Here is a 25,361-nt window from a genome sequence, read left to right on the forward strand (position 1 = left end):
ACGTAGCATCGTCGGCATGACTGAGCAGGTTTCCCCGACGCCCCGCGTCCTCCCCGACGGTGCCGTGGTGCGCCCCGCACGCCCCGGCGACATCCCCGGCATCCTCGACTGCGTCCACGCCCTCGCGGTCTACGAGAAGGAGCCGGACGCCGTCGAGAACACCGGGGCGATGCTCACCGACACCCTCTTCGGTGACGATCCGAAGGCGTTCGCGCACGTCGTGGCGTCCGGAAACGGAGCCGACGGCACAGACGGCACAGACGAGGTCCGCGGCATCGCCCTGTGGTTCCTCTCCTACTCCACCTGGACCGGACGCCACGGCATCTGGTTGGAGGACCTCTATGTCCACCAGGAATACCGTGGACACGGCTACGGCACCGCGCTGCTCTCCGCACTCGCCGGAATCTGCGTCGACCGTGGCTACACCCGTCTGGAGTGGACGGTTCTCGACTGGAATGAACCGTCCATCGCCTTCTACCGGTCGATCGGTGCCACTCCGCAGGACGAATGGACGACGCAGCGCCTCGTCGGCGAGAACCTCACTGCCCTGGCATCTCGCTGACCTGCACCTCAAGCTCCCGGACCCGGCGTTTGAGCTCCCGCTCCTTCTCCCACCGTGCCGTGACGTCACGGAGTACGGCGGCCACACCCTCGACGCGCCCCTCGGCGTCCTTCAGCATGACGATGGAGAACTCCAGGGAGACGCGGGTCCCGTCCTTCCGGACGCCAGGGGCGGTCAACGGTTCCCGGCCGTACCTGGTCACACCGGTCTCCATGACCCGGCCCCAGCCGGTCCAGTGCGCACCCCGCAACTTCTCCGGGATGATGAGTTCCAGCGACTGCCCGACCGCGTCCTCTGCAGGCCAGCCGAACATGTCGACCGCGGCGTCGTTCCACAGGCGGATGGTCCCGGTGTGGTCGGCGTAGATCACCGCGTCCAGCGTGGAGCCGGTGATGATGCGCTCGGCGAGAGAGTCGGTGGGTGTCGTGTCGGACATGGCGTCCTCCTGGGGTCTTCCGGCGCCGGTCAGGGCAGTCAGCAGTGGGTTCCGTCACACTCCACGCTACGCGCTGACCTGCCCCGGAACGACGAAGAACCCCACCTGAAGCGGTGGGGTTCTGTCGAACGGCCGTTACGCGTTGACGGACGCGCGGGCCTTCTGCGCGGCGGCGACGAGCACCTTCAGCGCGGCGGTGGTCTCTTCCCAGCCGCGGGTCTTCAGACCGCAGTCCGGGTTGACCCACAGCTGACGGGCCGGGACGGCCTCGAGGGCGTCGGCGAGCTGCTTGTCGACCTCGGCCTGCTCCGGGACGCGCGGGGAGTGGATGTCCCAGACGCCCGGGCCGACGGCCAGCTCGAAGCCGGAGTCCTTGAGGGCGTGCAGCACCTGCATGCCGTTACGGGAGGCCTCGATGGAGGTGACGTCGCCGTCCAGGTCCGCGATGGTGCCGATGAGCTCGTTGAATTCGGAGTAGCACATGTGGGTGTGGATCTGGGTGACGTCCTCGACGCCGGAGGTGGCCAGGCGGAAGGATCCGACGGACCACTCCAGGTAGTACGGCTGCTGTGCGCGGCGCAGCGGCAGCAGCTCACGCAGTGCGGCCTCGTCGACCTGGACGATCTTCGCGCCGGCGTCCACCAGGTCGTCGATCTCGTCGCGCAGGGCCAGGGCGACCTGGTCGGCGGTCTCGCCGAGCGGCTGGTCGTCGCGGACGAAGGCCCACGCCAACATGGTGACCGGACCGGTCAGCATGCCCTTGACGATCTTGTCGGTGAAGGACTGTGCGATCTTGAACCACTCGACGGTCATGGCCTTCGGGCGGGTGACGTCACCGAACAGGATCGGCGGGCGGACGCAACGGGAGCCGTAGGACTGTACCCACGCCAGGTCGGTGGAGTGGTAGCCCTCTAGCTGTTCGGAGAAGTACTGCACCATGTCGTTGCGCTCGGGCTCACCGTGGACGAGCACGTCGAGGCCCAGGGCCTCCTGACGATCGATGACGTCCCTGATCTCGGCGACCATCGCGTCGTGGTACTGCTCGGCGGAGTACTCACCGGAGCGCAGCTTGGCGCGGGCACCGCGGATCTCCGCGGTCTGCGGGAAGGAACCGATGGTGGTGGTCGGCAGCGGCGGGAGGTTCAGCTCGCGCTCCTGGACCTCTCGACGCTGGTCGAAGGGGTTGCGGTGGCGGTCGGCCTCGGTGATGGCGGCGGTGCGCTGACGCAGCGCGGCGTTGCGGGTGCGCTCCGAGTTCTTGCGGGACTCGACGGCCTTGTGGGCCTCGGCGACAGCGGCGTCGTCACCCTCGGATTCCTCGCCACGCAGGGCGCGGGACAGCAGGGCGACCTCGGCGATCTTCTCGGCACCGAAGGCGAGCCAGCTGCGCAGCTCGGAATCGTCGTCGAGGCTGGTCTCCTGGGCGAGGGAGTAGGGGACGTGCAGCAGGGATGCGCTGGTGGAGACACCGACCGGGCCGCGGGCGGCGAGGGCCTTGAGGGTCTCCAGGGCGCGGGCCAGGTCGGTACGCCAGATGTTGCGGCCGTCGACGACACCGGCGAGCAACTGCTCGGCACCGGTCCAGGACGGGAGCAGGTCGGCGTCGGCGATGTTGGTCTCGTCGGCCTGACGCTCATCGGTGCGGCCGGTGACCAGGTCCACACCGAAGGCGGCGATGCCGGTGCCGGTGAGGGTCTTGATGGCGAGGTCGCCGTCACCGAAGTAGGTCTGCAGCAGGATGTCCAGGTCGGACGCGGCGGCGAGCCTCTCGTAGCCGACGCGGGTGCGGGCCAGCAGGTCAGCCTTGCGGTTCTCGTCGGTGTCGACATCGGTGACCAGGTAGGGCTCGTCGAACTGGACCCAGGCGGCACCGCGCTCGGCGATGCGGGGGAGCAGGCGGGCGTAGGCGTCGAAGACCTCTTCGAGGTGGGTCAGCGCGTCAGAGCCGTCGGTGGTGCGGGCCAGGGCCAGGTAGGTCAGCGGGCCGATGAGGACCGGGCGGGCGGCGGTGCCGCGGGTGACCTGGTCGGCGAGGTCGGCGAGCAGGGCGGCGTCATCGAGACGGAACTCGGTGTCCGCGGCCAGCTCGGGGACGATGTAGTGGTAGTTGGTGTCGAACCACTTGGTCATGGCGGACGCCGGGAGCTCGGCGGTACCGCGGGCGGCGGCGAAGAGCCGGTCGACGAAGGCGGGCAGGCCGTCGTTGTCGTGGTCGTCGATGTCGGCGACGCGGGTCGGCAGTGCGCCCAGCAGGGCGGAGGTGTCGAGCATGGCGTCGTAGAAGCTGCGGCCGATGGTCGGGACGGAGTCCAGGCCGGCGGTGGTGAGCTGGTCAGCCTGCTGGTTGACCAGCTGGGTGGCGACGGTGGCGAGGTTGCGCCCGGTGGAGGCGTCCTTCCAGTAGGTCTCCAGGGCCTTCTTGAGCTCGCGCTTCGGGCCGATGCGCGGAACCCCGGCGACGGTGGCGTTGATCTGTGCGGTCACGTGTGATCCTTCACGATGTGGATGTACGGGTCTCGCCGTCGATACGTGAGTCACGTGCGTGCCGTGTCCGTGGATGCCCACCCCCGGGCATGGAAAAGCCCCGGGAATGGTCTGGTGAAACAGGCCGCACGCTGCGGTAACAGGATCCATGGCGGGCCTGTCCGCAGGTTCCACCTCGTCCGGGGCTCCAGGAGGGGAACTCGACTCTCGTCGACTGCTTGGTGCCCAAGAGAACCAGTAGACCGCTTGGTCTGTCAAGTTCGCCTGCCGCCCGTTCCTGAAAACTTCCGGGAAGGTACAGGTCAGCGGCGATTACGGTGAATTGACTTGACCGGTCCAGTGGGGTCGCGATCGTGAGGATCAGCGTGTCGCCGGGACGCAGGACGCGACAGTGGGAAAGCACAGTTCACCGTCACTGACGCAGGACGCCGCCCGCGCGAAGAACTCCTGCTCCGCCCGGTGCCGGATCTGCGGTGACTGCGCCAGGTACGTGCGTCCCGGTGTGGGGACGCCGCCGGTCACTCCCGCTCACAGGTCCTCCGGGGAAATCCTCCACGTCCAGGTGGTCCTGCCCGTCGGCGTCCGACACCAGCCGGTTGACGGATCCGGCGCACACCGTCCCGAAAGACCGTCGGTAGGCGTCGGAGACACCGTCCCATGAGGTCTTCTGCATCGGCATGGGACCGGAGCTACCAGGGGCGCCGCCTTGCCCTGGTGGCCTGCACTCGGCAGAATGAGCACGTCAACACCGAGCGCGGCGTCCCCGAGGTGACATAGGGGAGCGTCGCACCGGCGCCCTGCGCCGTGAAAACCCAGGAAGCCCACCCGTGCGCCCTCTGTCACGCCCCGTCCGCATCACGCTGATCAGCGTCAGCGTCGCCCTGTTCGTCATCACCTGGCTCTGGCTCGTCCTCAGTCAGCCGGACGACTCCGACTTCGCCTCCGTCGCGGACTCCCGTTCCACCGCCATCGCCCTCGTCGGCTTCCTGGTCCCCACGCTTCTCTCCCTGGTCGCGGTGATCCCCACCCTGCCGGTGCGCACCCTGAGCATCATCCCCGTCGCCCTGGTGCTCAATATCGTCGTCGGCCAGGTCGTCGGCACCATGGGCCTGCCGCTGCCGCTCTACCTCGACTCCTTCGGCACGGTACTGGTCGCTGTCCTCGCCGGGCCCGCAGCGGGCCTGGCCACCGGCGGTCTGTCCTCGATCGTGTGGGGCGCGTTCAACCCGACGATCATCTGCTTCGCCGCCGGCTACGCGATGATGGGCTTCGCCGTCGGCCTGGTCCGTCAGCTGTGGAAGTCCTCCTGGTGGAAGGTCGTCCTCGCCGGCCTGGTCCTCGGTTTCCTCTCCGGCCTGGTCTCCGCCCCGGTCGCGAACTTCATCTTCGGCGGCACCGCCGGCACCGGCACCGGCCTGCTGGTCTCCGGTTACGAGTCCCTCGGGTTCTCCAACACCACCGCCGTGTTCCTGCAGTCCTGGACCTCTGACCCGATCGACAAGGTCATCATCTTCCTGCTGGTCTTCGCGGTCTACCGGGCCCTGCCGTTGCGCACCCGCCGCACCTTCGATCCGGCGGAAGCATGAACCCGCTCACTCCACTGACCGCCGCGATCTGCGCGGTCGCGGTGGTCATGGTGGCCCACGAAACCGTGGTCAGCGGTGCCTTTCTGGCCGCGTCCGCGATGATCGCCCTCCTCGCAGGACGCCGCCACCGCCGCGCCCTGCTCGCCGCCCTGGTGATCTCGGTGCCTGCGACGGTCTCCTACGCCCTGATCTACGTCCCCTTCGCCGATGACGGTTGGGCCACCACCGGCGACCTCTCGCTGCGCTTTGCCGCGATGACGGTCTCCGGCCTGGTGCTGCTCTCCTTCGTCAATGCCGACGACCTCATGCGTGACCTGCAGCTGCGCATCCCTGCCCCGCTGGTCTACATGGTCGGTTCCGTGGTTCGCCTGCTGCCCATGGCGCAGCAGCGTTGGCGGACGATCCGTCAGGTCCAGCTCAGCCGTGGTGTCCCGGACACCTGGCGTGCCCGCACGTCCTGCGTCCTCCCGCTGGTCGTCGGACTGGTGGTGGACGCCGGCAACCGCGCCCGACCACTGCAGCGCACCGGGATCGGCGCGACGGGGACACGGACCGTGCTCGTGCCGGTCGCCGACCCGCCGGTCCAGCGTGTCGGCCGGTGGCTGCTCATCGTGGCGTCCGTGCTGGCCGCCGTCCTCGCTGTGATGTGACGGGTACCCTGGTCAGAGTACCTACCACCACAGAGGGAGACAGATCATGGCAACTGTCAGCAAGGCCAGCGCACACTGGGAAGGCGACCTTTTCAACGGCTCCGGCCGCGCCAGCCTGGACACGTCGAAGACCGCAACCTTCGAGACCAGCTGGAAGGCCCGCACCGAGGCCGCCGGCGGCACCACCAACCCCGAGGAACTGCTCGGCGCCGCTCTGGCGTCCTGCTACCTCATGCAGCTGTCCAACGGCCTCGCCGAGGACGGTCACCCTGCGGACACCCTCGACGCCCATGCCGCCGTGACCTTCGACCCGGACAAGGGCGGCATCACCGGCATCGTGCTCACCGTCAGCGGTGAAGTCCCCGGTCTCGACAACGACGCGCTCCGTGAGAAGGCCCGCTGGGCCAAGGAGACCTGCCCGGTCTCCAATGCACTGAAGGCCGTGCCCAAGGAGATCCGCTTCGGGTAGGCCACTCCGGGTCGGCTACAGCAGTCGGGGGAGTTTCCCCGGCAACCGAGTCGATGACCGCCGTGGTCTGCTCCTGCACCTCGGCGGGCGACCAGGGGAAGGGGAATGACCGGTCGGCGACCGCATGCATCGGCAGGTCATTCCAGGAATCCCCGAAGGTGAACAGCTCCACCGCAGTCCGGCCCCCTTCGACGCTCCGGCGGGGACGATGTCCACGAAGTTCTGGTTCACCACGCGACCGACGTCGAGGGTCTCGGAGATCCAGTCCCGGATGCCGAGCTTCAGCCGCTCATTGTCCGGCACCCGCACCGGGACGCCGATGAACTCGTGCCCGGGGATGGAGAAGGGATCCATGTCCCGGAAATCCTTGAGCACCGGGGAGGCTGTCTCGTGGGGGATCGTCGAACTGAACCGGATATCCCGGTCCCCGGGCATCGTGCCGTACACGGCGATCCCGTCGCCCCGGGATAGCCGGTCGACAATCTGCCGGACATTGTCGGTGCCCAGCAAGTCCCGGTGCAGGACATCCTACTCACGGCCCGTGACCACCGCTCCGGTGTAGAGCACCGGGTAGTCGGCGGCGAGGGTGTCTTAGGCGATGCCGTCGTCGAACAGGAGCGTCCCGTCGATGTCGAATGCGGCGATCTTCACACCTTCAGCGTACGGTCACGGCCATGACCGTGCGATACATCTGGGGGGCCTCGGGCTCCGGCCTGTCCGAGCACGCCTGGGCTGCGGCCGAGGCGTCCGGGGCCGCGTGGGTCGGGAATGACGCCGCAGCGCACATAACCCTGCTGCGTCCGACTGTCCGTGAGGAACTCGCTTTCGGCATGGAGCAGCAGGGGATCCCCCGGGAGGTCATGGCGTCCCGTATCGACGACGCCGTGGACCTCTGGGGGCTGAGGGAGATCATCGACCGTGACCCGTCCCGGCTGTCCACCGGGCAGACGCGCCGGGTCGCCGTCGCGGCGGCACTGCTGCGCGACCCCGGTGCGCTGGTTCTCGACTGCCCGACCGACGGGCTGGACGCCGCAGCGGTGGACACCCTCGTGGAGACGCTGTCCCGCTTCAGCGCCGAGGTCGGCGACGTGACCGTCTACGACCGCGTCGCCACACCACTGGCGTCACTCGCCGGGCAGCATTTCCATCTGGTCGACGGTGCGCTGACACCTGCTCCGGCACCGGGTCCGGAGCTGCCGGAGATGACGCCGGCGACTGCGGGGGAGCCGGTGTTGGACGCCGGGTTCACCGCGACGAACGGGTCCTTCACCCTGGACGTGTCCCTGGTCGCCCGCGCCGGGCAGGTCACCCACCTCGCCGGACCGAACGGGTCGGGTAAGACCACGCTCATGCTCGCCGTGCTCGGGCTGCTCCCGCACACCGGACGACTGGTCGCGCCCTCGTCGCCGACCCCGGGGTGGGCGCCGACCGGGATGGACGCCGCGTTCTCGAAGCGGTCGGTGTTCCGCGAACTCATGGTGGGTACGGACCGGGCCCATGCGCGGGCCGCCCTGGAATGGGTGGGCCTGGAACAGTGGGCGGACGTCCACCCCCTGGACGTGCCCAGTGCCGCCCGACGCATGGTGGCGGTCGCCGCTGCCCTGGTCCGTGGGCCGGAGCTGCTGCTCGTCGATGAGCCGACCGTCGGACTGGACGCGTCGGGGCATGCCTGGCTCGCCCGCGTCCTGCGGGGCTACGCGGCGGGGGAATACCACCGTGTCCTGGGGGTGGGGGAGAAGCGTCCGGCAGTGCTGTGGACCTGCCACAACGCGGGGTTCGCCGCGGCGGTCAGCGATGCGTCGGTGAGTCTGAAACCACTCTGAACAGCAAAAAGACCCGGCCGCAGTTGTGGGGCGGCCGGGTCATTCACTGAGATGTCGTGTGTCTCACCCGGACTATCGGCACCTCGTCAGAGGGCGTTACCTACTCCCCGTCAGAATTCTCTCCGGAGGCATCGGCAGGGGCCTCGACCACGGCAGCGTCGCCGCGGTGGGACACCTCGATGCGGCGGGATTTCGCCCGCTCGGCGACCGGCAGCGTCACGGTGAGGACGCCGTCGGCGTAGTCGGCGGAGATCCTGCCGGTGTCCACGGTGTCCCCGACGGCGACCTGGCGGCGGTAGGTGCCGGAGAACCGCTCAGCGGCGAGCCAGGTGGTGCCGTCATCCCGCTCTGCGTCCGCCGGGCCGGTGGTCCGCGCCGCGGAGATGGTGAGGAGTCCGTTGTCGATGTCGATGTCGACGGACCGCGGGTCCACACCCGGGAGGTCCGCGGTGAGCGTGAAGCCCTCCTCGGACTTCGCGAGATCCATCGGCATGAACCGCGGCGCGCGCTCAGCGGGGGTACCCAGGAACCCGCGGGCGACATGGTCGAGCGGGGCGAAGGGGTCGAGGCGGAAAGTGCTCATGATGCTGTCCTGTCTGTCCCGGTAGAGCCCGGGACCTCCGGTTGAAGTTGATTGCACCACACTCAACTCTGGTCTCCCCGGATCTATTCCCGACCGGTCGGGAACGGGTGGACAGACCATCCCCCGCGGTGCCCGGAACGTCTGTTTGTTTCGTGGTTGACCAGACCCTGGGGGTACCGTTCGGGGTGACGACAACTGCCACCCTCCTGAAAGGAACACGGTGTACACTCCCGACGCCATCGGCACCCCGGGCGCCGCCAACGCCACGAAAGTCCTCCTCCTGGGTTCCGGTGAACTCGGCCGCGAGGTGACCATCGCCCTGCAGCGACTCGGCGTGGAGGTGCACGCCGTCGACCGGTACACCGGAGCCCCTGCTCAGCGGATCGCCGACCACCAGTACACGATCGACATGACCGACCCGCAGGCGGTCCGTGCCCTCGTCGAGCAGGTTCGCCCGGACTTCGTGGTCCCGGAGATCGAGGCGCTGGCCACCGACGCGCTGGCCGAGGTGGAGGATGCGGGGCTGGCCACTGTCATCCCCACCGCCCGGGCCACCCGGCTCACCATGAACCGGGAGGGCATCCGCACCCTGGCGGACAAGGAGCTCGGCCTGCCGAACTCGCGCCACGTCTTCGCCTCGACTTACGAGGAGTTCGAGGACGGCGTCCGCCAGATCGGTATCCCCTGCGTGGTCAAGCCGGTCATGAGCTCCTCGGGCAAGGGCCAGTCCTACGTCCGTGACGCCGAGGACATCGCCCCGGCGTGGGAGTACGCGATGAGTGGCGGTCGGGTCCAGTCCGAGCGCGTCATCATCGAGCAGTTCGTGCCCTTCGACTATGAGATCACCCTGCTCACCATCCGGTCCGTCGATCCCGCCACCGGCGAGGACGCCACCTGGTTCTGCGAGCCGATCGGCCACCGTCAGCAGCACGGTGACTACGTCGAGTCCTGGCAGCCGGCGCAGATGAGCGAGGAGGCGCTGGGCGCGGCGCGCTCTGTCGCCGCCCGCATCACCGGCGCGCTGGGCGGTCGAGGTGTCTTCGGTGTCGAGCTGTTCATCAAGGGAAATGACGTGTACTTCTCCGAGGTCAGCCCCCGCCCGCACGATACCGGCATGGTGACCATGGGTTCCCAGCGTTTCAGCGAGTTCGACCTGCACGCCCGGGCGATCCTCGGCCTCCCGATCGACACCACCCTGGTCTCGCCGGGTGCCTCCGCGGTGATCTACGGCGGTACGGAGGGCGACGCCCCGTCCTACTCCGGTCTGGCCCAGGCGCTGGATGTGCCGGAGGCTGATGTCCGCATCTTCGGTAAGCCGGTCTCCCATGAGCGTCGTCGCATGGGCGTGGCCTTCACGACCGCCGAGAGCGCCGATCTGGCGCGTCAGACCGCCAAGATGGCGGCGGACGCTGTCTCCCTGCACGTGAGGTAGCTCTTTCTGTTCCCGGAAGTGCCGGGTCGGTCGGTGACCGGCCCGGCACTTCTGCGTCTTCTCCACGTTCTCCGGTGTCCACGAATGACTGAGATTCGAACGTGTGGTTGACACTGTCCGATGGCTCGGATATACTTTCGGGTAGTGATCAAACTGTCGGTCGATGATGATCCGGACGCTGCGAGGGAGGGAACATGACCACCGCACTGCTGCCACTGGATGCCGAACACCCTGCCCGCGACCTCGTCCAGGCGGTCAACCACGCCGAGTTCGATCTCGTGACCTGGCTGTTGACCATCGACGAAGACCTGCGCCTGTCCACCGTCCTCGCGCTACGCGGCAGGACGCGGGCAGAAGCCTACCGATACGCACACGCTGCCGAACTCGCCGCACGGATGCCGGAGTTGTTCGACCTGCTCGGCGCCGACGGGCGGATCACCGTCGACCACCTCGACACCGTCTGGTCCCAGATCAACCGTCATCTCACCACACTGACCCGGACAGAAGCGCGCCGGCTGGGCCCGGTCATCGACACCGCGGTCGCCGCAGCACTGACCGACTGGATGGAAGCGAACTGCCCCGTCGGACTGGAGGCCTTCGCCCTGGTCGTCCAGGAAACCCTCGCCACTGTGGCCGCCGGCCTGGTCGCAGCCACCGAACTGGCCGAGCAGGACACCCAGCGGCTGACCAGGCGAGGCACGAAACTGGTGCTGGACTGCGGGTCGGAGACCACCGCCACCGCCGTGTGGGGTGCTGTCGGTGACAAGGCCCTGGAACTGCTGCGGGCGGCACGCAAGGCGGCTGAGGATCAGGACGGTACCGAAAGCGACCTCAGCGACCTCAGCGACTTCAGTGCCGCCGTGCCCTCGATGGCGCAGTGCCGGGCACGTGTGCTGCTCGATCAGCTCGGGGACACCCCGGAGGCGATGCGCACGGTGGTCAACCTGTACCGCACCACCGTCGACGGCGTCACCGGTGTCGGTGGCGCGTTTGTCCCGAAGGTCGGTTACATCTCCGAGGTGACCGCCGAGATGCTGGAGTCGGTGGCTGACTATGTCCGCAACCTGCCGAACCAGGCCGAGATCCTCGCCGAGGAGAGTGAGTCCTACCGGTTCCCCACCATGCAGCGTGCGGCGATGGAGGGCCGGGACGGGCACTGCCGGTTCCCGGGCTGTGACATTCCCGCCGACCGGTGCGAGCACGACCATATCGTCAACTCGTGGCACACCAGTCCGGACTCGGACGGTCCGACGGCCGTGATCAACGGGATGTGCCTGTGCCGGCTGCATCATGCCCTGAAAACTGCGGGACTGTGGGCGGCGGAGACCACCGATGGTGGGGTGACGGTGATCTGGACCGGCCCGGCAGGTGTCATCGCGGTGACCGAGGCTGATGGTCCCCTGTCCCCGGCCAGAGCCGGGCCCGACATCTGATCCGGCACGCCCTATCCTGGGCATCATGCCATTCCGCCCCCACCGTCGCCCCCGACGTCGGTCGCCTCGCCGCGTCCGTCGATGGTTTTCCCGGCCGACTCGACGAGATCGACCCCTCCCTGCTCGGCCCCCGCCAGGACCACGAGCTCGTACGTATCACCGACGGCGACATCTCCCGCGACCTCTCCGGCATGACTCTCATCGACAGTCGCCTGGAGAACCTCACCGCCCACGGCGCGGTCCTCACCGGAGCCCGGATCACCGACTGCATCCTCACTGCAGTGAACGCCACCTCCCTGAACGCCGACCGGATCGGCCTGCAGGACGTCATCGTCCGCGATTCCCGCCTGGGTGCCGTCGACCTGGCGGACGCAGGGATCCACGGTCTGATCATCGAGCGCTGCAGCATCGACTTCCTCAACCTGCGGGGTACGGACCTCACCGACGTCCTCTTCCGTGACTGCCGGATCGGGGACCTCGACCTCGGCGGTGTCCGGGCTGACCGGATCGCCTTCGAGGACTGCCAGGTGGACGCCTTCGACGCGGTCAACGCGAAGGCCCGGAATGTGGACCTGCGCGGCCTCGAGATCCACGGAGTCCGCAATCCGGACGGACTGCGGGGGATGACGCTGTCCCCGGTCCAGGTCGCCCTGCTGTCCACCTCTTTCGCCGCCCACCTGGGCGTCAGGGTCGAGGACTGAACGAGGTCAGCTCTCGCCGTGCACGGCCTCGATCTCGACCTGCACCAGCCAGCCCTCCACCGGCTGCTCGGCGACCCCCACGGTGACCATTGTCGGCCTGGTGCGGTTGTCCGTCCCCGGGTAGAGCTCACTGGTCGGGGACGCCTCCGCCTCCGGGGAGGTCGACTCCGTCGGTTCATCCGAGACGGACGCAGATGCAGTCGCAGAGGCCGATGCCGACGCGGACGCCGAGGTGGTCTCCACCGGCTCTTCGAGCAGCGACCGGCCCGTGTCCCGGTCGATGTTGGCGAAGTAGCGGCGGTAGGCGCGCTCCCAACCGTCGAAGTCCGCGCCGTCGTCACCGTCCGCGGCGAGATAGACCCGCACCGTACCCACCTCGTAGAGCTTGAGCTTGCGGTCGGTGAGCAGGTCCTCGAGCTGCGAGAGCACCTGGAGGGACTGCGCCTCGGTGACGGTCATGTCCTCGGGCAGCTTGCCGTCGTCATCGAGCAGGTCCGGATCGACGAAGGACATCGGGTCGCCGTCCTCGGCCATGTAGTTCAGGCGCTCCGGGCCGGTGGCGGAGGAACGGAAGATCGAGGCGTCTGCGGGAACGGAGATGCCGGCGGCGGCCGCGTCGGTCTCGTCGGAGACGGAACTGCTGAACACCGCTTCGTCGGCGCAGGCGCTCACGGTGAGCATCAGGGCTCCGCCGGTGAGCAGGGCAGCGGTGCGCGGGTGTCGCATGTGATCCTCCGGAATTGTCGAACGTCCGGCTACCATCATACGAATGTCAGAGCAGAGCCCGGGCGTGGTCCTGGTCAACCCGAACACCAACCGTGCGACCACGGCCATGATGGGACGACGACTTCAGACGGCGCTCGCCGACATGGACTGCAACCTGCAGGTCACGGCGTTGACCGTGACGGCAGGCCCCGCGATGATCACCGGCCCCGGGGCGCTGGCGGATGCGGCCGGGCACGTCGTCGACCTGGTGCAGGGGCTGGCTCGGGTTCCGGAGGACGCCCCGAGGGTGGTGGTCGCGGCATTCGGTGACCCCGGCGTCCCCGAACTGCAGGACGCAGGCTTCAGGGTGACCGGTATCGGTGAGGCGGCGGTGCGTGCCGCAGTCGAGGGAGGACGCCGGTTCGCGGTCGCCACGACCACACCGGACCTCGCAGACTTGATCACCGGTCTGGTGCCCCGGGCCCTGGGGAAGGGGAGCGCGGCGGACCTGTTCACCGGGGTGGAGCTGACCACCACCGAGCCACTGGTGCTGGCCGAGGACCCGGTGGCCTGTCGGGAGGAGCTGGACGCGGTGGTCAGGCGGTGTCTGGTGGCCGGGGCGCAGCGCGTCGTCATCGGTGGCGGGCCGCTGGGTGACGCCGCCGCCGACCTGGCGGGGCGCTACCCGGACGTGATCGTCGAGCCGTTGACCGCCGCGGCGGCAGAGCTCTCGGCAGCAGCTGCCACGCCGCGGCACTCCTGACGTCCACAGTGCGCGGTCGCCGGATCAGCGACGCAGTCATCGCAGATGAGCACCATGTCACGGCAGTCGCCGTTGATGCAGTTGCGGTAGGTGTTCGTGGGCTCGCCACAGTGGATGCAGTGGCCGAGCTGCGCGGCGTCCTCGCTGAACTCGACGTGCATCCGACGGTCGAAGACGTACAGTGAGCCCTCCCAGAGACCGGCGTCCCCGAACTGTTCGCCGTAGCGGACGATGCCGCCGTCGAGCTGGTAGATTTCGCCGAAACCGCGGTCCACCATGAGTTTGCTGAGGACCTCGCAGCGCACACCGCCTGTGCAGTACGTGACGACCGGGCGACCTTTGAGCTCGTCGTACTTGCCCGAGTCCAGTTCCTCGAGGAAGTCACGGGTGGTGGTGGCGTCCGGCACGACGGCGTTGCGGAACCGGCCGATCGCCGCCTCCATGGCATTGCGGCCGTCGAAGAAGACGACGTCGTCGCCGCGCTCGGCGACCAGGTCGTTGACCTGGGTGGGGCTCAGGCGGACGCCGCCACCGACCACGCCGTGCTCGTCAACCTCCAGGTCGTCCGCGGCGCCGAAGGTGACGATCTCGTCGCGGACCTTCACCGACAGTTTCGGGAAGTCCTCGGCGCAGCCGGCGGACCACTTGAACTCCATGTCGTGGAATCCCGGGTACTCGCGGGTGCGGCGGATGTAGGTCTTGACCGAGGCCAGGGCCCCGCCGACGGTGCCGTTGATCCCGTCACGGCTGATGATGATCCGCCCACGCAGCCCCAGGGACTCGCAGAGGGTGCGCTGCCAGAGCTTCACCGCGGTCGGGTCGGCGACCGGGGTGAAGCGGTAGTAGAGGAGGATGCGGGATTCACTCACGTCTGACGAGTCTAGGCGGTGCCTAGAGCGTGAGGTGCATCTCCTGGTGCTCGATGCCCTCGACGGTGAAGGGGGCACCGATGGGCTCGAAACCGTAGGAGGCGTAGAAGGGCTGGGTGGCGACCTGGGCGTCGATCTTGACGATGGCGGTCTCGGTCACGGGATCGAGGGCGGCGGCGCGACCGCGGGCGACCTCGAGGGTGGCGTCCACGATCTGGCGGGCGATGCCGAAGCCGCGGAATTCGGGCAGGACAGCGAGGCGTCCGACCTGCTGTTCTTCGGCGGGGCCGAAGATGCGGGCGGTGCCGACAAGTCGCAGCGGGGAGCCCGGGTCCGGGGTGCCCCAGCGGTAGTTCGGCGCGTGGCCGGGGTGGACGTAGGCGAGGACGTGGTGGGTCCCGGGCTCGGCGTCGGCATCGTCGATCTCGGCGAAGGTGGTGTGCTGCTCGTTGACGAAGGTGTCCACGCGCAGCTTGTAGAGGGCATGGACCTGGCCCGGCTGCATGGCGAGCAGCTGCTTGCCGGTGATGTGGACTTCGGGGGTCTCGGAGGCGGTCTCCTGGCTATCGGTCATGGCGTACAGGATAGACGGCTTCCGGGGGTGACTGTGGCGGGATGCCGGATTTTCTGCGGGCCCGTCTCCGCAGGTGGGAAACTATTTTGACGGTGAACGAACCTGGTGGTCCGGTATTCTTGGACCGTTTTCCCGACGCCACAGTAAGGATCACCGCGACCCATGCCGCACCAGTCTTCCCCGTCATCCCACCGACGCCGCTGGCTGATCGCTGGCGCCGCTGTCATTCTGATTGTCGTTCTCGCCCTCGCGCTTGTCGTGGGTGTCGGTGGACGGGGCGGTTCCGACGATACTGCGTCCACCTGTGCGGACGTGGAGTTCATCGGCGCGGCGGGATCCGGGCAGCGGGAGGTGGACGCCGAGACCGACCTCATCGACGATGACGGGGTCGGCAGTATCGTCGCGGACACCTACCGGAATCTCCGCGACGATCTTCCGGAGGATGTGACGGTGAATCTCCGGGCGGTGGAGTATCCGGCGATGGCCGTTCCCCAGGGGGCTGACCGTGCGGCATGGTCGGAGTTCCTTGACTCGGTCGCCGAGGGGGCGGACGCCGCGGAGCAGCTCATCGCCGACACCATCGGGGAGTGCGGGGAGGACGCGAAGATCGTGGTTGCGGGATACTCGCAGGGTGCCATGGCGATGCACCGTGCGCTTGAGGCACTCGGCCCGACGGTGCAGATCGTGGCGGGCGTCCTCATCGGGGACGGGGACAAGATGCCGGACGACAATGTCCGGGGGCTGCCGGAGTACGACACGGCTTCCAGTGAGGGCATCGCCCAGGTGGCCAAGAGTGCGGGGATCGATTCCGGGGCCACCGATGTGCTGCTGCCGGAGGAGTGGTCGGCGATCATCATCGACGCCTGCGCTGACGGTGATGTGGTGTGTGCGCCGGATTCACTGTCCCTGGGGAATCTGGACGCGCACCAGAGCTATGACGCCGATGACTGGCGTGAGGAACTGATGGGCCTCGTATCCGATTAGGAAGTTGGGATACTGATATGACGCTCTCCCGGTGCGTTGCAGTTCCCGCGCTTATGCTCACCACGGTCCTTGTACTCGGGGCCTGCAGCGACAGTGACCGCGACGGAGGAGGGGAGACTACCGCTGAGAGTGCCGGTGTCGACGTCTCCGACGGTGCCGTCGAGGTCCGGGCCGGTCTGGCGATGCTCTACCCCGGGGCCTTTGACGGCGTCAGCGTGGACGACTTCCGTGACCCGGAGGTGACGGCCGGTGAGCTCACCGGCGATTTCGAGTATGCCGTGGCGGACCTCAATGCCGACGAGACACCCGATCCGACGGTGACTGCCCCGTGGGGGAGCACGTCCGTGACCGCCACCGGTCCCTCGACCAATGAGACCTGCACCATGAGCGTGCAGCTCGGGGACTGGCTCATCCGGTGCGAGGTGCACCGGAGGAAACGGGGCTGAGATCCGTTTCGAGAAGTGCGGCCAAGGTGAACTGATGGGACTCCTCGGCTGACAGTGTCCGCTGGGCGCGGTGCGTCTGGACGAGGGCACCGCGCAGTAGACCGGGACGCGTGAAACACCGGTCAAGATCGGACCTGTTTTCTAGACCGGCCCGATAACTGCAGACGCCACCGACAGGAAACCCCGGGTCCTCTGGCGAACCAGGGGAACCGGGGATGTCTGTGAAAAGGGGGAGACTACGCCTCGACGCGGGCCTCGCCGGAGGAGTACCGGATCATCTCCTCGATGTCACGGACCTTCTTGCGCTCGCGACCCTCGGCCTCGCCCAGGGCGCGCTCGTGGGCGTCGAGGTTGTACCAGCCCTCCCAGGTGGAGTAGTTGATACCGCGGGAATGCAGCAGCTCGATGACACCCTCTTCCGAGGCGTCCTCCGGGGCGAAGCCGATGCCCTGCGCGGCGTCCTCGAGGAGGTTGGCGACGGCCTGGTTGGCGTCGCCCTTGGTGTTGCCGATGAGGCCCACCGGGCCACGACGCACCCAGCCGGTGGCGTAGACGCCGGGCAGGGTCTCACGCAGCTCGGCCTCCGGGTCGGCGGAGCCGGGGACGCCGGCGATGCCGTCTGCGGTCGGACCCTCGGTGAGGACGCGGCCACCGACGTTCGGGATGACCAGTTCCTTCTCGTCCCAGGGGATGTCCTCGGGGCGGTCGGACTTGTAGCCGACGGCGCGGTAGACGTCGCCGACCGGCCACTCGGTGAGCTTGCCGGTGCCGACGACCTTGCCGTCGGCGTACTCGGTGCGCTCGGTCACCAGGCCGGTGACCTTGCCGTCAGTGCCGGTCTTGACCTCGACGGGGGACTCGAAGAAGTGCAGGTACAGCTTGTGCGGGGCACCCTTCGGGTCGTTGATGGCGTAGTTCTCGAGGATGGTGCAGACCTGGTCGGTGATCTTCGAGTTGTGACGGGCCTCCATGGACGCCTCGTCGTAGTCGATGTCCTCCGGGTCCACGACGACCTCGATGGTCGGGGAGTGGTTGAGCTCCTTGAGCTCCAGCGGGGTGAACTTCGCCTGGGCCGGGCCGCGGCGTCCGAAGACGTGGACCTCCTTGGCCTGGTTGTCCTTGAGGGACTCGTAGACGTTGTCCGGGATCTCGGTGACGCGCAGTTCCTCACCGGTCTTGGCGAGGACGCGGGCGATGTCGAGGCCGACATTGCCGACGCCGATGACGGCGACGGAGTCGGCGGGCTGGGTCCAGGAATCGGAGAAGTGCGGGTTGGCGTCGTAGAAACCGACGAACTTGCCGGCGCCGATGGTGTGCTCGCCGCCGGGGATGTCCAGGTCGCGGTCGTCGGTGGCGCCGGTGGCGTAGATGACGGCGTCGTAGTACTTCTTCAGGTCATCGAGGGTGATGTCCTTGCCGACGTTGATGTTGCCGAGCAGGCGGATCTGGGGTTTGTCGAGAACCTTGTGAAGGCTCTTGATGATGCCCTTGATACGTGGGTGGTCGGGGGCGACGCCGTAGCGGATCAGTCCGAACGGGGCGGGCATGCGCTCGTAGAGGTCGATGGAGACGTCCTGGCCGGACTTCATCAGGGCATCGGAGGCGTAGATACCGGCCGGGCCGGATCCGATGACGGCGACGCGCAGCGGGCGGTTGTCAGACATGAATTCGTTGGTCCAATCCGTTGAGTGGCAGTACTTCCACGTTAGTCTGCCCTGACTTGAACTGGAACCCTCGTCGCGGGCCGGGAGTGGCCGCGGCGGATCAGTGGTTGATCGTGGGCGGGTCAGGGCAGACCGGGTACAGGTGTGACGGCCCATGACTATAGACCGAGTGGTCTGTTCAGTGCAAGGGGAGCGGAATTGAGGTGGCCCTGCGTTGTGGATATGTACCGAGCGGTCTAGTGTGGGACGCCGACGATCACTAGACCGAACTGTCTGTGCAGAGAGAAGGGGCCTATGACCACGGCAACCGATTCGCCTTCCCGTGAGGCGGTCCGCAAGGCTGCCGCAGCCAAGGAGGACGCTGCGGCGGTGGCCAGGGCTGCCGCCGACGCAGCCAAGGCTGACCCGGACAATGAACAGCTCGCTGACGAGCTCCGTGAGGCGCGCAATGCCCAGCGCCGTGCTGCGCGCGCGCTGAAGAAGGCCGAGGAGACCCTCGCGTCCGAGGAAGCCGGAGCCGCTGCTGACACCGCCCCGGCAGAGGAACTCTCCCCGCTCGAGGCCGCACGCTCTGAGCTGCGACGTCTCGAGGACGCCCAGGCTGAGCTGGCTGCCGCCACGGTCAGGGCGGACGCCGCTGCTGAGGCCGATCCGGGCAATTCCGGTCTCTTCGCCGCCGCCCGTAAAGCGCGCTGGGATGAGCTGAAGGGGACCAAGGCCGTGCAGAAGGCGGCCACCGCGCTCGCCGAGGCCGAGGCCGAGGCTGCGGCTGCGGCACCGGCCGAGGTTGCACAGGAGCGGACCGCTGAGGTCGACGACCCGGACAACGCGGAGGACGCCGACGAAGTTGCCGAGTCCGCCGAGGTCGCACCCGCCGGCCCGCTGACCGTCGCCGACGCCGAGCGTCTGCTCGCCGACGCTGAGGCTGCGACGGAAGCCGCGGAGGCTGCCGCGGAGGCGGATGCCGAGGACAAACAGCTCTCCGCCGCCGCCCGCCGTGCGCGTGCGGCACAGAAGAAGGCCGCGCGTGCACTGAAGCGCGCCCGCAAGGCCGCGGTCGAGGCTGACGAGACAGACGACGCCGGCAGCTCCGGGGACACGGCAGCTGAGACTTCCACTGAGGTCCCCGTCACCGCCCCTGCTGCAGCGTCCACCCCGGAGGTCGCGGAAGAAGCCCCGGCTTCCCAGGCTGCTCCGGTCCCCGCTGCCGCCCAGGCCGCCCCGGTGCTCACCCAGGACACTCTCGCACTGGTCAGCTCGGGTGCCTCGGTGCTTGCGGTCGCCGCGGACGCCTCCGAGCGCGCCGCCGCAGCCGACCCCGCCAACGCACTGCTGGCAGAGGCCGCCCGCAGCGCCCGCGCCGCCGCACAGCAGGCCGCCCAGGCTGTGGCTGCCGCAGCAGCACTGCACGGTGCCGCTCCGGCTGTCGCTGCACCGGCCGCTGAGCCCGAGGCGGTGACAGAAGCGGAGGCCCCGGCCGAGCCCGAGACCTCCCACACGCCCGAGACCCCCGCCGAGGACCCTGCCGTCGTCGAGGCCCGCGAGGCCCTCGCTGCCGCCGAGGAGACACAGAACGGGTTCGCCACCGCCACCCTGAAGGCCGAAGCCGCCGCCGAGGCGGAGCCGGGCAATTCCGACCTCTTCTCCGCGGCCCGCAAGGCACGCTGGGACGAGCTCAAGGCGTCCAAGGCCGTCCAGAAGGCCACTGCGGCCCTGGAGAAGGCCATCGCCGACGCTCCGCCCGTCCCCAAGGTCCTCACCGAGGAGGAGAAGGAAGACCGCAAGGCGCCGAAGCCGCAGGGCCAGTGGCTCATCGACGGCAGGGACCCGCTCAACGGTGACGAGCGCATCAAGCAGGAGGACGCCGGCCTCGCCGTGGCAGACCGCGTCCGCGAGATCTACTCGAAGCAGGGCTTCGACTCGATCCCGCCCGAGGACCTCGCCCCCCGCTTCAAGTGGATCGGCATGTACACCCAGCGCCGTCAGGACATGGACGGTGAGCAGACCGGCACCCTGACCAACGCCGAGTTGCAGGACCGCTACTTCATGATGCGTATCCGCCTTGACGGTGGTCAGGTCACCCCGCAGCAGCTGCGCGTCATCGGCGGGATCTCAGCGGACTTCGCCCGCAACACCGCCGACTTCACCGACCGGCAGAACATCCAGCTGCACTGGATCCGTATCGAGGACGTCCCGGAGATCTGGGACCGGCTCGCCGCCGTCAACCTGGACACCTTCTTCGGCTGCGGTGACGTGCCCCGCGTCGTCCTGGGTTCCCCGGTCGCCGGGGTCTCCAAGGACGAGATCATCGACGCCACCCCGGCGATCCGTGAGATCAAGGAGAACTGGCTCACCCGGGACGAGTTCACCAACCTGCCCCGCAAGTTCAAGACGGCCATCTCGGGCAACCGTCGCCAGGATGTCACCCATGAGATCCAGGACGTCTCCTTCATCGGCTCCGAGCATCCGGAGCACGGCCCCGGCTTCGACCTCTGGGTCGGTGGCGGTCTGTCGACCAACCCGATGTTCGCCCAGCGTCTCGGCGTATGGGTCCCCCTCGACGAGGTCCCGCAGGTGTGGGCCGGCGTCGTCCGGATCTTCCGCGACTACGGTTACCGCAAGCTGCGCAACCGTGCCCGCCTGAAGTTCCTCGTGGCCGACTGGGGTGTGGAGAAGTTCCGCCGCGTCCTCGAGGAGGACTACGTCGGTCACGCGCTCATCGACGGCCCTGAGCCGGAGGTCTGGCCGGGCTACCGCGACCACGTCGGTGTCCACGAGCAGCGGGACGGGAAGTTCTACGTCGGTGTGAAGCCGACCGTGGGCCACACCGAGGGTGACCAGCTCATCCGCCTGGCCGATCTGGCTGAGGAGCGTGGGATCACGCAGATCCGCACCACCCCGGACAAGGAACTCATCTTCCTCGGCCTCGAGCAGGACGCCGTGGACGACCTCACCGATGCCCTGGAGAAGGAGGGACTGTCGGCCAGGCCGTCCAGCTTCCGTCGCGACATCATCTCCTGCACCGGCCTGGAGTTCTGCAAGCTCGCCCTGGTCACCACCAAGAAGCGGGCGATCGACCTGGCCGACCAGCTCGAGGAGAAGCTCGGTGACCTCGACGTGCCGCTGAAGATCAGCCTCAACGGCTGCCCGAACTCGTGTGCCCGGACGCAGGTCGCGGACATCGGCCTCAAGGGTCAGATCGTCACCGATGATGACGGCAACCGGGTCGAGGGCTTCCAGGTGCACCTCGGCGGTGCGCTGGGCATGCACCCCGACTGGGGTAAGAAGCTGCGCGGCCACAAGGTCACGTCCGCCGACCTGGACGACTATGTCGTCCGCGTCGTGGAGAACTACAAGGAAAACCGCACCAGCGTCGACGAGCAGTTCCGTGACTGGGTGCTCCGTGCGCCGGAGGAGCAGCTCCAGTGAAGGACGCCAACAACGACATCAGCGGGAAGTCCGCCCACCCGAACCCCAGGAGAGCCACCGTGATGCACTGCCCGTACTGCGCCTCGGAGAACCTGTGGCCGGACCCGGAGACGGACAACGCCTGGGAGTGCCGTGACTGCCGCCGGGTGTTCTCGGTGAAGCTCCACGGCCAGCTGCCCCGCGGCGTCTGACCGCCCGGTCCGACTGCTTCCTGTAGTGCCGCGGTCGCGGCGTCCTACAGTCTTCGTCGCAGTTCAGGTATGGGGTAACCTCGGCCTCCATGGCGGTACAGCAGGAGCAGCGGGAACACCAGGCACCACAGCCGGACAGCAGGATCCTCACCTCAGGGTTGCTCAGCGTCCGGCGCTCGCGCCTCCCCGCCCCTGACGACCCCCGGTGGCTTCTCAAGGTCGCCTTCTCGCAGCGTCCCCGGCAGTTCCTCGCCTCCGGCGGAATGCTGCTCGGTTTCATCTGCAACGCCACCACCTCCGTTGTCGTCGGTCGCGCCATCGACGACGCCGTCGCCACCGGCGACGGCGGTCACCTCTTCCTGTGGGTCGGCATTCTCGGCCTGCTCTTCCTGTTCAACGGCGTCTCCGTCTGGCTGGGACGCCGCTTCCTGGAAATGATCCTCCAGCAGGTCAGCCATGACGTCCGCACCGCGGTGACAGACCGGATCCAGGACCCTCGGGGCATCGGTCGCGAGGGGGCCGGAGGCGAACGCACCGCCGGCGGCCTGCTGTCCATCGCCAGCACCGACGCCAACAGGGCCGCCGACATCATCGTCATGACGGTTTTCCCGGTCGCGGAGCTCGGGTCGATCCTCTACGTCGCCGCCGTCGTCCTCACCGTCGACTGGCGCCTCGGTCTCGCCGTGCTGCTCGGCGCCCCGGCCGTGGTCCTGCTCTCGGTCCGCGCCGCCCGACCGCTGCGCAGCAGAGCAGGGGCGCGGCAGCAGGCCCTGGCCCGCACCGCCTCGGTCGCCACCGACGCGGTCCAGGGGCTGCGGATCATCAAGGGCCTCGGCGTCGTCTCCACGATGAAGGCCCGCTACCGCGGGTACTCCGAGAAGGCCTACCATGCCACGGTCGCCGCGAACGCCGCCGAGGCGCGGCTCACTGCCACCACCCAGTCCATCGGTGCCGTGTACGTCGTGGCCGTCGGTGTCGCCGCCGGCTGGCTCGCCCTGCACGACGGCCTCACCGTCGGGCAGCTCATCACCGTCGTCGGCCTGTCCCAGTACGTTGTCCACCCGATGACGATGCTGGGCCGCAACTTCGCCACCCGGGTCGCGATCTCCGCCGCGTCCGCCCGACGCGTCGTCAGCGTGCTCACCGCCCCCTACGCCACCCCGGACGAGGCGACGGACACCGAGACGCAGGCACTCATCGACGCCGTGCCGGTCGGCGTCACCGTCGTCCGCGACATCGCCCGTGCCGGGGAGGTGACGGATTCCCTGCTGCGCATGCCCCGCGACCGCGTGATCGTCGCCCCGCACGCGGCAGATCTCTTCGACGGCCCGTTGCGCGACAACGTCCACCCCGACCCGGTGGTCGCCGCCGAGGCACTGGAGGTGGCCGATTGCGCGGACATCCCCGGCGGTCCCGGACGTCCGGTGGGGGAGGGAGGGCGACGCCTCTCCGGTGGTCAGCGCCAGCGTGTCGCGCTGGCCCGGGCGATCGCCGCCGACCCTGAACTGCTGGTGCTCGCCGACCCGACCACGGCGGTGGATTCGGTCACCGAACAGCACATCGCCGAGCGGGTCGCCGCCCGCTACACAGGCACCGGTCACCGCGTCCTCGTCCTGTCCGAGGCGCCGGCCTGGCAGGTCGCCGCCACCACCCGGTGGGACGCCGCCGACCTCGACGCGGCCCTGGCGGAGGTGCACGCATGACCCCGACCACCTCAGAGATCCAGGCGTTCCCGCTGGCGACCTGGACCCAGGCCCGCCGGGATATCGTCCGGCAGCTGAAGGCGGTGCCGGGTGCGTGGTGGCAGGCGCTGGCCGCCGCCGTACTGCTCGGCATCGGTGCCTGGTGCACGGTCTCCGTACCTCGGCTGATGGGGCGCATCGTCGACATCGCGACCTCCGGCACCGACGGTGACCTGTGGCGCACCGCCGGGCTCATGGCCGCCGCCGCGGTCATCGCGGGAGTCACCGACGGTGCGGGCTACTTCCTGTTGGCCAGGCTGTCGGAACGGCTCATCGCCAACCTGCGTGAGGAGATGGTCGGGACGGCCCTCGGTCTGCCGACGCACCGGGTGGAGGACGCCGGCACCGGCGACGTCGTCAGTCGCTCCACCGACGATGTCGCCCAGACCTCCTCGGCGGTGATGGAGGTTCTGCCGGTGCTGTCCGGGGCGGTGTTCGTCATCGCCGCGACCGGCATCGGACTGCTCACCGTCGACTGGCGGTTCCTCGCCGTGATCCTGCTGGTCTCCCCGGTGTACTGGCTCGCCGCCCGGGCCTACCTGCGCAAGGCACCGCAGCTCTTCGCCGCGGAGCGGGCCTCGATGGGTCTGCGGGCGCGACGGGTGCTCGAGGCGATCCACGGCCGGAAGACGGTCCGGGCGTTCCGGATGGAGCGCGACATGCACGACCGGATCAGCGACGCGTCCTGGTCGGTGGTGGACAACGCCGTCGCAGCGAACCGTGTGATGGTCCGGCTGCTCAACCGGATGCTCGGCGCCGAGTTCGTGATGATCACCTCCGCGCTGGTGCTCGGTTTCGTCCTCGTCGACCGCGGGACACTCGGCGTCGGCTCGGTCACCGGCGCCGCGCTGATGATCATCCGCGTGCGCGGACCGCTGCAGCAGGTGATGCGCGTGCTGGACGCCGCCCAGTCCGGCTACGCCTCGCTGGCCCGCATCATCGGCGTGACCGTCGACCCGCCGCGACCGGTGCCGGACGCCGGTGCGCCGGAGGCCCGTGGTGAGGTCGTCCTCAAGGACGTCGCGTTTCGTTACGGGGAGGATTCCTGGGCCGTGTCCGACGTCAACTTCCGGATCGAACCGGGGAGGACGGTGGCCCTGGTGGGGGCGTCCGGTGCGGGCAAGACCACGGTGGCCACGCTGCTGGCAGGGCTGCGTGAACCGACCGCGGGAGAGGTGACGGTGGACGGGGTGCCGGTGACCGCACTGTCGGACTCCGAGCGTGCCGCCCGTCTGGCGTTGGTCTCCCAGGAGGTCCACGTGTTCTCCGGGACACTGCGCGACGACCTGCTGCTCGCCGCCCCCGACGCCACCGATGGCGCGCTGTCTGAGACGCTGGTGGCGGTGGGTGCCGACGGGTGGCTGGCGACGTTGTCGGACGGGTTGGACACCGAGGTCGGCGCCCGTGGCGTCCTCCCGGATCCGGTGGTGGCCCAGCAGCTCGCCCTGGCCCGGGTGCTGCTGCGCGACCCGAAGGTGGTCGTGCTCGACGAGGCGACGGCAGAGGCAGGGTCGGCCGGGGCCCGGGCCCTGGAGGATGCCGCCCGGCGGTTGACGGACGGGCGCACCGCGCTGACGGTGGCGCACCGGCTGGACCAGGCGCGTCAGGCCGACGAGATCCTCGTCATGGAGGATGGTCGGATCGTGGAGCGGGGCTCCCATGACGACCTGGTGGCGTCCGGCGGACGCTACGCCGAACTGTGGTCGGTGTGGTCGCGGGGGCGGTGAGCCGGTCGCGTGGGTAGACCTCTCTGTCTGGGAGTTTTATTCACGCTGACCTGTAGGTACAAAGACCTCCTGTAGGGGTACGGTCAATCCCTGTTGCTCATGGTGAAC

General features: G+C 68.7%; 24 protein-coding genes. 15 read left to right on the plus strand and 9 right to left on the minus strand.

Annotation, left to right across the window (positions count from 1 at the left end; genetic code table 11):
* The first annotated feature begins 16 nt into the window (after positions 1 to 16).
* Positions 17 to 562: a GNAT family N-acetyltransferase gene (locus ACZ9GM_RS14655; protein ID WP_291476128.1), complete on the plus strand. Its 546-nt coding sequence runs from the start codon at positions 17 to 19 to the stop codon at positions 560 to 562.
* Here the strand turns inward: ACZ9GM_RS14655 and ACZ9GM_RS14660 are convergent.
* The 3 genes from ACZ9GM_RS14660 to ACZ9GM_RS14670 all read right to left on the minus strand — a co-directional run bounded on the left by ACZ9GM_RS14660 (position 540) and on the right by ACZ9GM_RS14670 (position 4,004).
* On the minus strand, positions 540 to 998 hold the full coding sequence (locus ACZ9GM_RS14660; RefSeq protein ID WP_291476129.1) for a PAS domain-containing protein: 459 nt from the start codon (positions 996 to 998) through the stop codon (positions 540 to 542). The genes ACZ9GM_RS14655 and ACZ9GM_RS14660 overlap by 23 nt on opposite strands.
* Before the next feature lie 135 nt (positions 999 to 1,133).
* Complete coding sequence (gene metE / locus ACZ9GM_RS14665) at positions 1,134 to 3,482, minus strand: 5-methyltetrahydropteroyltriglutamate--homocysteine S-methyltransferase (RefSeq protein WP_291476130.1); 2,349 nt, start codon at positions 3,480 to 3,482, stop codon at positions 1,134 to 1,136.
* Positions 3,483 to 3,842: 360 nt separating this feature from the next.
* Positions 3,843 to 4,004, minus strand: coding sequence for a hypothetical protein (locus tag ACZ9GM_RS14670; protein WP_291476131.1), 162 nt, complete (start codon positions 4,002 to 4,004; stop codon positions 3,843 to 3,845).
* A gap of 305 nt (positions 4,005 to 4,309) precedes the next feature.
* Between ACZ9GM_RS14670 and ACZ9GM_RS14675 the strand changes: the two genes are divergently transcribed.
* Genes ACZ9GM_RS14675 through ACZ9GM_RS14685 form a run of 3 tightly spaced genes read left to right on the plus strand, consistent with a single transcriptional unit; the run spans position 4,310 to position 6,187 of the window.
* A complete protein-coding gene (locus ACZ9GM_RS14675) occupies positions 4,310 to 5,068 on the plus strand; it encodes an ECF transporter S component (RefSeq protein WP_291476132.1) in 759 nt (252 codons plus the stop codon).
* Positions 5,065 to 5,718 carry an energy-coupling factor transporter transmembrane component T gene (locus ACZ9GM_RS14680; protein WP_291476133.1) on the plus strand — a complete coding sequence of 218 codons (654 nt, stop codon included), beginning with the start codon at positions 5,065 to 5,067 and terminating at the stop codon, positions 5,716 to 5,718. Before ACZ9GM_RS14675 ends, ACZ9GM_RS14680 begins: the two co-directional genes overlap by 4 nt.
* 46 nt (positions 5,719 to 5,764) lie before the next feature.
* On the plus strand, positions 5,765 to 6,187 hold the full coding sequence (locus ACZ9GM_RS14685) for an OsmC family peroxiredoxin (protein ID WP_291476134.1): 423 nt from the start codon (positions 5,765 to 5,767) through the stop codon (positions 6,185 to 6,187).
* Positions 6,188 to 6,202: 15 nt separating this feature from the next.
* On the opposite strand, the gene ACZ9GM_RS14690 is transcribed toward ACZ9GM_RS14685, so the two are convergent.
* The gene (locus tag ACZ9GM_RS14690) at positions 6,203 to 6,697 is read right to left on the minus strand and encodes a hypothetical protein (protein ID WP_291476135.1); all 495 of its coding nucleotides are present in this window, start codon (positions 6,695 to 6,697) and stop codon (positions 6,203 to 6,205) included.
* 164 nt (positions 6,698 to 6,861) lie between these two features.
* On the opposite strand from ACZ9GM_RS14690, the gene ACZ9GM_RS14695 reads away from it, so the two are divergent.
* Positions 6,862 to 8,010, plus strand: a complete 1,149-nt coding sequence (locus ACZ9GM_RS14695) for an ATP-binding cassette domain-containing protein (RefSeq protein ID WP_291476136.1) — start codon at positions 6,862 to 6,864, stop codon at positions 8,008 to 8,010.
* A 100-nt stretch (positions 8,011 to 8,110) separates the two neighbouring features.
* On the opposite strand, the gene ACZ9GM_RS14700 is transcribed toward ACZ9GM_RS14695, so the two are convergent.
* Positions 8,111 to 8,593 carry an Hsp20/alpha crystallin family protein gene (locus ACZ9GM_RS14700; RefSeq protein ID WP_291476137.1) on the minus strand — a complete coding sequence of 161 codons (483 nt, stop codon included), beginning with the start codon at positions 8,591 to 8,593 and terminating at the stop codon, positions 8,111 to 8,113.
* A 220-nt stretch (positions 8,594 to 8,813) separates the two neighbouring features.
* On the opposite strand from ACZ9GM_RS14700, the gene purT reads away from it, so the two are divergent.
* The 3 genes from purT (at position 8,814) to ACZ9GM_RS14715 (ending at position 12,159) form a co-directional block, all read left to right on the plus strand.
* Positions 8,814 to 10,025, plus strand: coding sequence for a formate-dependent phosphoribosylglycinamide formyltransferase (gene purT, locus ACZ9GM_RS14705; protein ID WP_291476138.1), 1,212 nt, complete (start codon positions 8,814 to 8,816; stop codon positions 10,023 to 10,025).
* A 194-nt stretch (positions 10,026 to 10,219) separates the two neighbouring features.
* Positions 10,220 to 11,458, plus strand: coding sequence for an HNH endonuclease signature motif containing protein (locus ACZ9GM_RS14710; RefSeq protein WP_476038268.1), 1,239 nt, complete (start codon positions 10,220 to 10,222; stop codon positions 11,456 to 11,458).
* A gap of 191 nt (positions 11,459 to 11,649) precedes the next feature.
* A complete protein-coding gene (locus ACZ9GM_RS14715) occupies positions 11,650 to 12,159 on the plus strand; it encodes a pentapeptide repeat-containing protein (protein ID WP_476038269.1) in 510 nt (169 codons plus the stop codon).
* A 6-nt stretch (positions 12,160 to 12,165) separates the two neighbouring features.
* On the opposite strand, the gene ACZ9GM_RS14720 is transcribed toward ACZ9GM_RS14715, so the two are convergent.
* On the minus strand, positions 12,166 to 12,885 hold the full coding sequence (locus tag ACZ9GM_RS14720) for a RidA family protein (RefSeq protein ID WP_291476324.1): 720 nt from the start codon (positions 12,883 to 12,885) through the stop codon (positions 12,166 to 12,168).
* Positions 12,886 to 12,928: 43 nt separating this feature from the next.
* Here ACZ9GM_RS14720 and ACZ9GM_RS14725 point away from each other — a divergent pair, with 43 nt between their 5' ends.
* A complete protein-coding gene (locus tag ACZ9GM_RS14725) occupies positions 12,929 to 13,627 on the plus strand; it encodes an aspartate/glutamate racemase family protein (RefSeq protein WP_291476323.1) in 699 nt (232 codons plus the stop codon).
* Here ACZ9GM_RS14725 and trhO read toward each other — a convergent pair.
* Both trhO and ACZ9GM_RS14735 read right to left on the minus strand, forming a co-directional pair.
* Entirely contained in the window at positions 13,546 to 14,496 is a 951-nt protein-coding gene (gene trhO / locus ACZ9GM_RS14730) for an oxygen-dependent tRNA uridine(34) hydroxylase TrhO (protein ID WP_291476320.1), read from the minus strand. The genes ACZ9GM_RS14725 and trhO overlap by 82 nt on opposite strands.
* 22 nt (positions 14,497 to 14,518) lie before the next feature.
* A complete protein-coding gene (locus ACZ9GM_RS14735; RefSeq protein ID WP_291476318.1) occupies positions 14,519 to 15,070 on the minus strand; it encodes a GNAT family N-acetyltransferase in 552 nt (183 codons plus the stop codon).
* A 162-nt stretch (positions 15,071 to 15,232) separates the two neighbouring features.
* On the opposite strand from ACZ9GM_RS14735, the gene ACZ9GM_RS14740 reads away from it, so the two are divergent.
* Positions 15,233 to 16,054, plus strand: coding sequence for a cutinase family protein (locus ACZ9GM_RS14740; protein WP_291476316.1), 822 nt, complete (start codon positions 15,233 to 15,235; stop codon positions 16,052 to 16,054).
* A 17-nt stretch (positions 16,055 to 16,071) separates the two neighbouring features.
* The gene (locus ACZ9GM_RS14745; RefSeq protein ID WP_291476315.1) at positions 16,072 to 16,500 is read left to right on the plus strand and encodes a hypothetical protein; all 429 of its coding nucleotides are present in this window, start codon (positions 16,072 to 16,074) and stop codon (positions 16,498 to 16,500) included.
* 236 nt (positions 16,501 to 16,736) lie between these two features.
* On the opposite strand, the gene ACZ9GM_RS14750 is transcribed toward ACZ9GM_RS14745, so the two are convergent.
* Entirely contained in the window at positions 16,737 to 18,164 is a 1,428-nt protein-coding gene (locus ACZ9GM_RS14750; RefSeq protein ID WP_291476313.1) for an FAD-dependent oxidoreductase, read from the minus strand.
* Positions 18,165 to 18,458: 294 nt separating this feature from the next.
* Between ACZ9GM_RS14750 and ACZ9GM_RS14755 the strand changes: the two genes are divergently transcribed.
* The 4 genes from ACZ9GM_RS14755 to ACZ9GM_RS14770 all read left to right on the plus strand — a co-directional run bounded on the left by ACZ9GM_RS14755 (position 18,459) and on the right by ACZ9GM_RS14770 (position 25,253).
* Positions 18,459 to 21,593, plus strand: a complete 3,135-nt coding sequence (locus ACZ9GM_RS14755; protein ID WP_476038270.1) for a nitrite/sulfite reductase — start codon at positions 18,459 to 18,461, stop codon at positions 21,591 to 21,593.
* Positions 21,590 to 21,784, plus strand: coding sequence for a hypothetical protein (locus ACZ9GM_RS14760; protein ID WP_291476312.1), 195 nt, complete (start codon positions 21,590 to 21,592; stop codon positions 21,782 to 21,784). Before ACZ9GM_RS14755 ends, ACZ9GM_RS14760 begins: the two co-directional genes overlap by 4 nt.
* 89 nt (positions 21,785 to 21,873) lie before the next feature.
* Positions 21,874 to 23,487 carry an ABC transporter transmembrane domain-containing protein gene (locus tag ACZ9GM_RS14765; RefSeq protein ID WP_291476310.1) on the plus strand — a complete coding sequence of 538 codons (1,614 nt, stop codon included), beginning with the start codon at positions 21,874 to 21,876 and terminating at the stop codon, positions 23,485 to 23,487.
* Positions 23,484 to 25,253: an ABC transporter ATP-binding protein gene (locus tag ACZ9GM_RS14770; protein ID WP_476038271.1), complete on the plus strand. Its 1,770-nt coding sequence runs from the start codon at positions 23,484 to 23,486 to the stop codon at positions 25,251 to 25,253. Before ACZ9GM_RS14765 ends, ACZ9GM_RS14770 begins: the two co-directional genes overlap by 4 nt.
* Positions 25,254 to 25,361 lie beyond the last annotated feature (108 nt).

It is taken from the genome of Corynebacterium sp. UD i78 (assembly GCF_056280545.1).

Coding starts and splice junctions, on each gene's coding strand:
- ACZ9GM_RS14655 (WP_291476128.1), top strand. CDS start 17: ATGACTGAGCAGGTTTCCCCGACGCCCCGCGTCCTCCCCGACGGTGCC.
- ACZ9GM_RS14660 (WP_291476129.1), bottom strand. CDS start 998: ATGTCCGACACGACACCCACCGACTCTCTCGCCGAGCGCATCATCACC.
- ACZ9GM_RS14680 (WP_291476133.1), top strand. CDS start 5,065: ATGAACCCGCTCACTCCACTGACCGCCGCGATCTGCGCGGTCGCGGTG.
- ACZ9GM_RS14685 (WP_291476134.1), top strand. CDS start 5,765: ATGGCAACTGTCAGCAAGGCCAGCGCACACTGGGAAGGCGACCTTTTC.
- ACZ9GM_RS14695 (WP_291476136.1), top strand. CDS start 6,862: ATGACCGTGCGATACATCTGGGGGGCCTCGGGCTCCGGCCTGTCCGAG.
- ACZ9GM_RS14700 (WP_291476137.1), bottom strand. CDS start 8,593: ATGAGCACTTTCCGCCTCGACCCCTTCGCCCCGCTCGACCATGTCGCC.
- ACZ9GM_RS14710 (WP_476038268.1), top strand. CDS start 10,220: ATGACCACCGCACTGCTGCCACTGGATGCCGAACACCCTGCCCGCGAC.
- ACZ9GM_RS14715 (WP_476038269.1), top strand. CDS start 11,650: ATGACTCTCATCGACAGTCGCCTGGAGAACCTCACCGCCCACGGCGCG.
- ACZ9GM_RS14720 (WP_291476324.1), bottom strand. CDS start 12,885: ATGCGACACCCGCGCACCGCTGCCCTGCTCACCGGCGGAGCCCTGATG.
- ACZ9GM_RS14725 (WP_291476323.1), top strand. CDS start 12,929: ATGTCAGAGCAGAGCCCGGGCGTGGTCCTGGTCAACCCGAACACCAAC.
- ACZ9GM_RS14735 (WP_291476318.1), bottom strand. CDS start 15,070: ATGACCGATAGCCAGGAGACCGCCTCCGAGACCCCCGAAGTCCACATC.
- ACZ9GM_RS14740 (WP_291476316.1), top strand. CDS start 15,233: ATGCCGCACCAGTCTTCCCCGTCATCCCACCGACGCCGCTGGCTGATC.
- ACZ9GM_RS14745 (WP_291476315.1), top strand. CDS start 16,072: ATGACGCTCTCCCGGTGCGTTGCAGTTCCCGCGCTTATGCTCACCACG.
- ACZ9GM_RS14750 (WP_291476313.1), bottom strand. CDS start 18,164: ATGTCTGACAACCGCCCGCTGCGCGTCGCCGTCATCGGATCCGGCCCG.
- ACZ9GM_RS14755 (WP_476038270.1), top strand. CDS start 18,459: ATGACCACGGCAACCGATTCGCCTTCCCGTGAGGCGGTCCGCAAGGCT.
- ACZ9GM_RS14765 (WP_291476310.1), top strand. CDS start 21,874: ATGGCGGTACAGCAGGAGCAGCGGGAACACCAGGCACCACAGCCGGAC.
- ACZ9GM_RS14770 (WP_476038271.1), top strand. CDS start 23,484: ATGACCCCGACCACCTCAGAGATCCAGGCGTTCCCGCTGGCGACCTGG.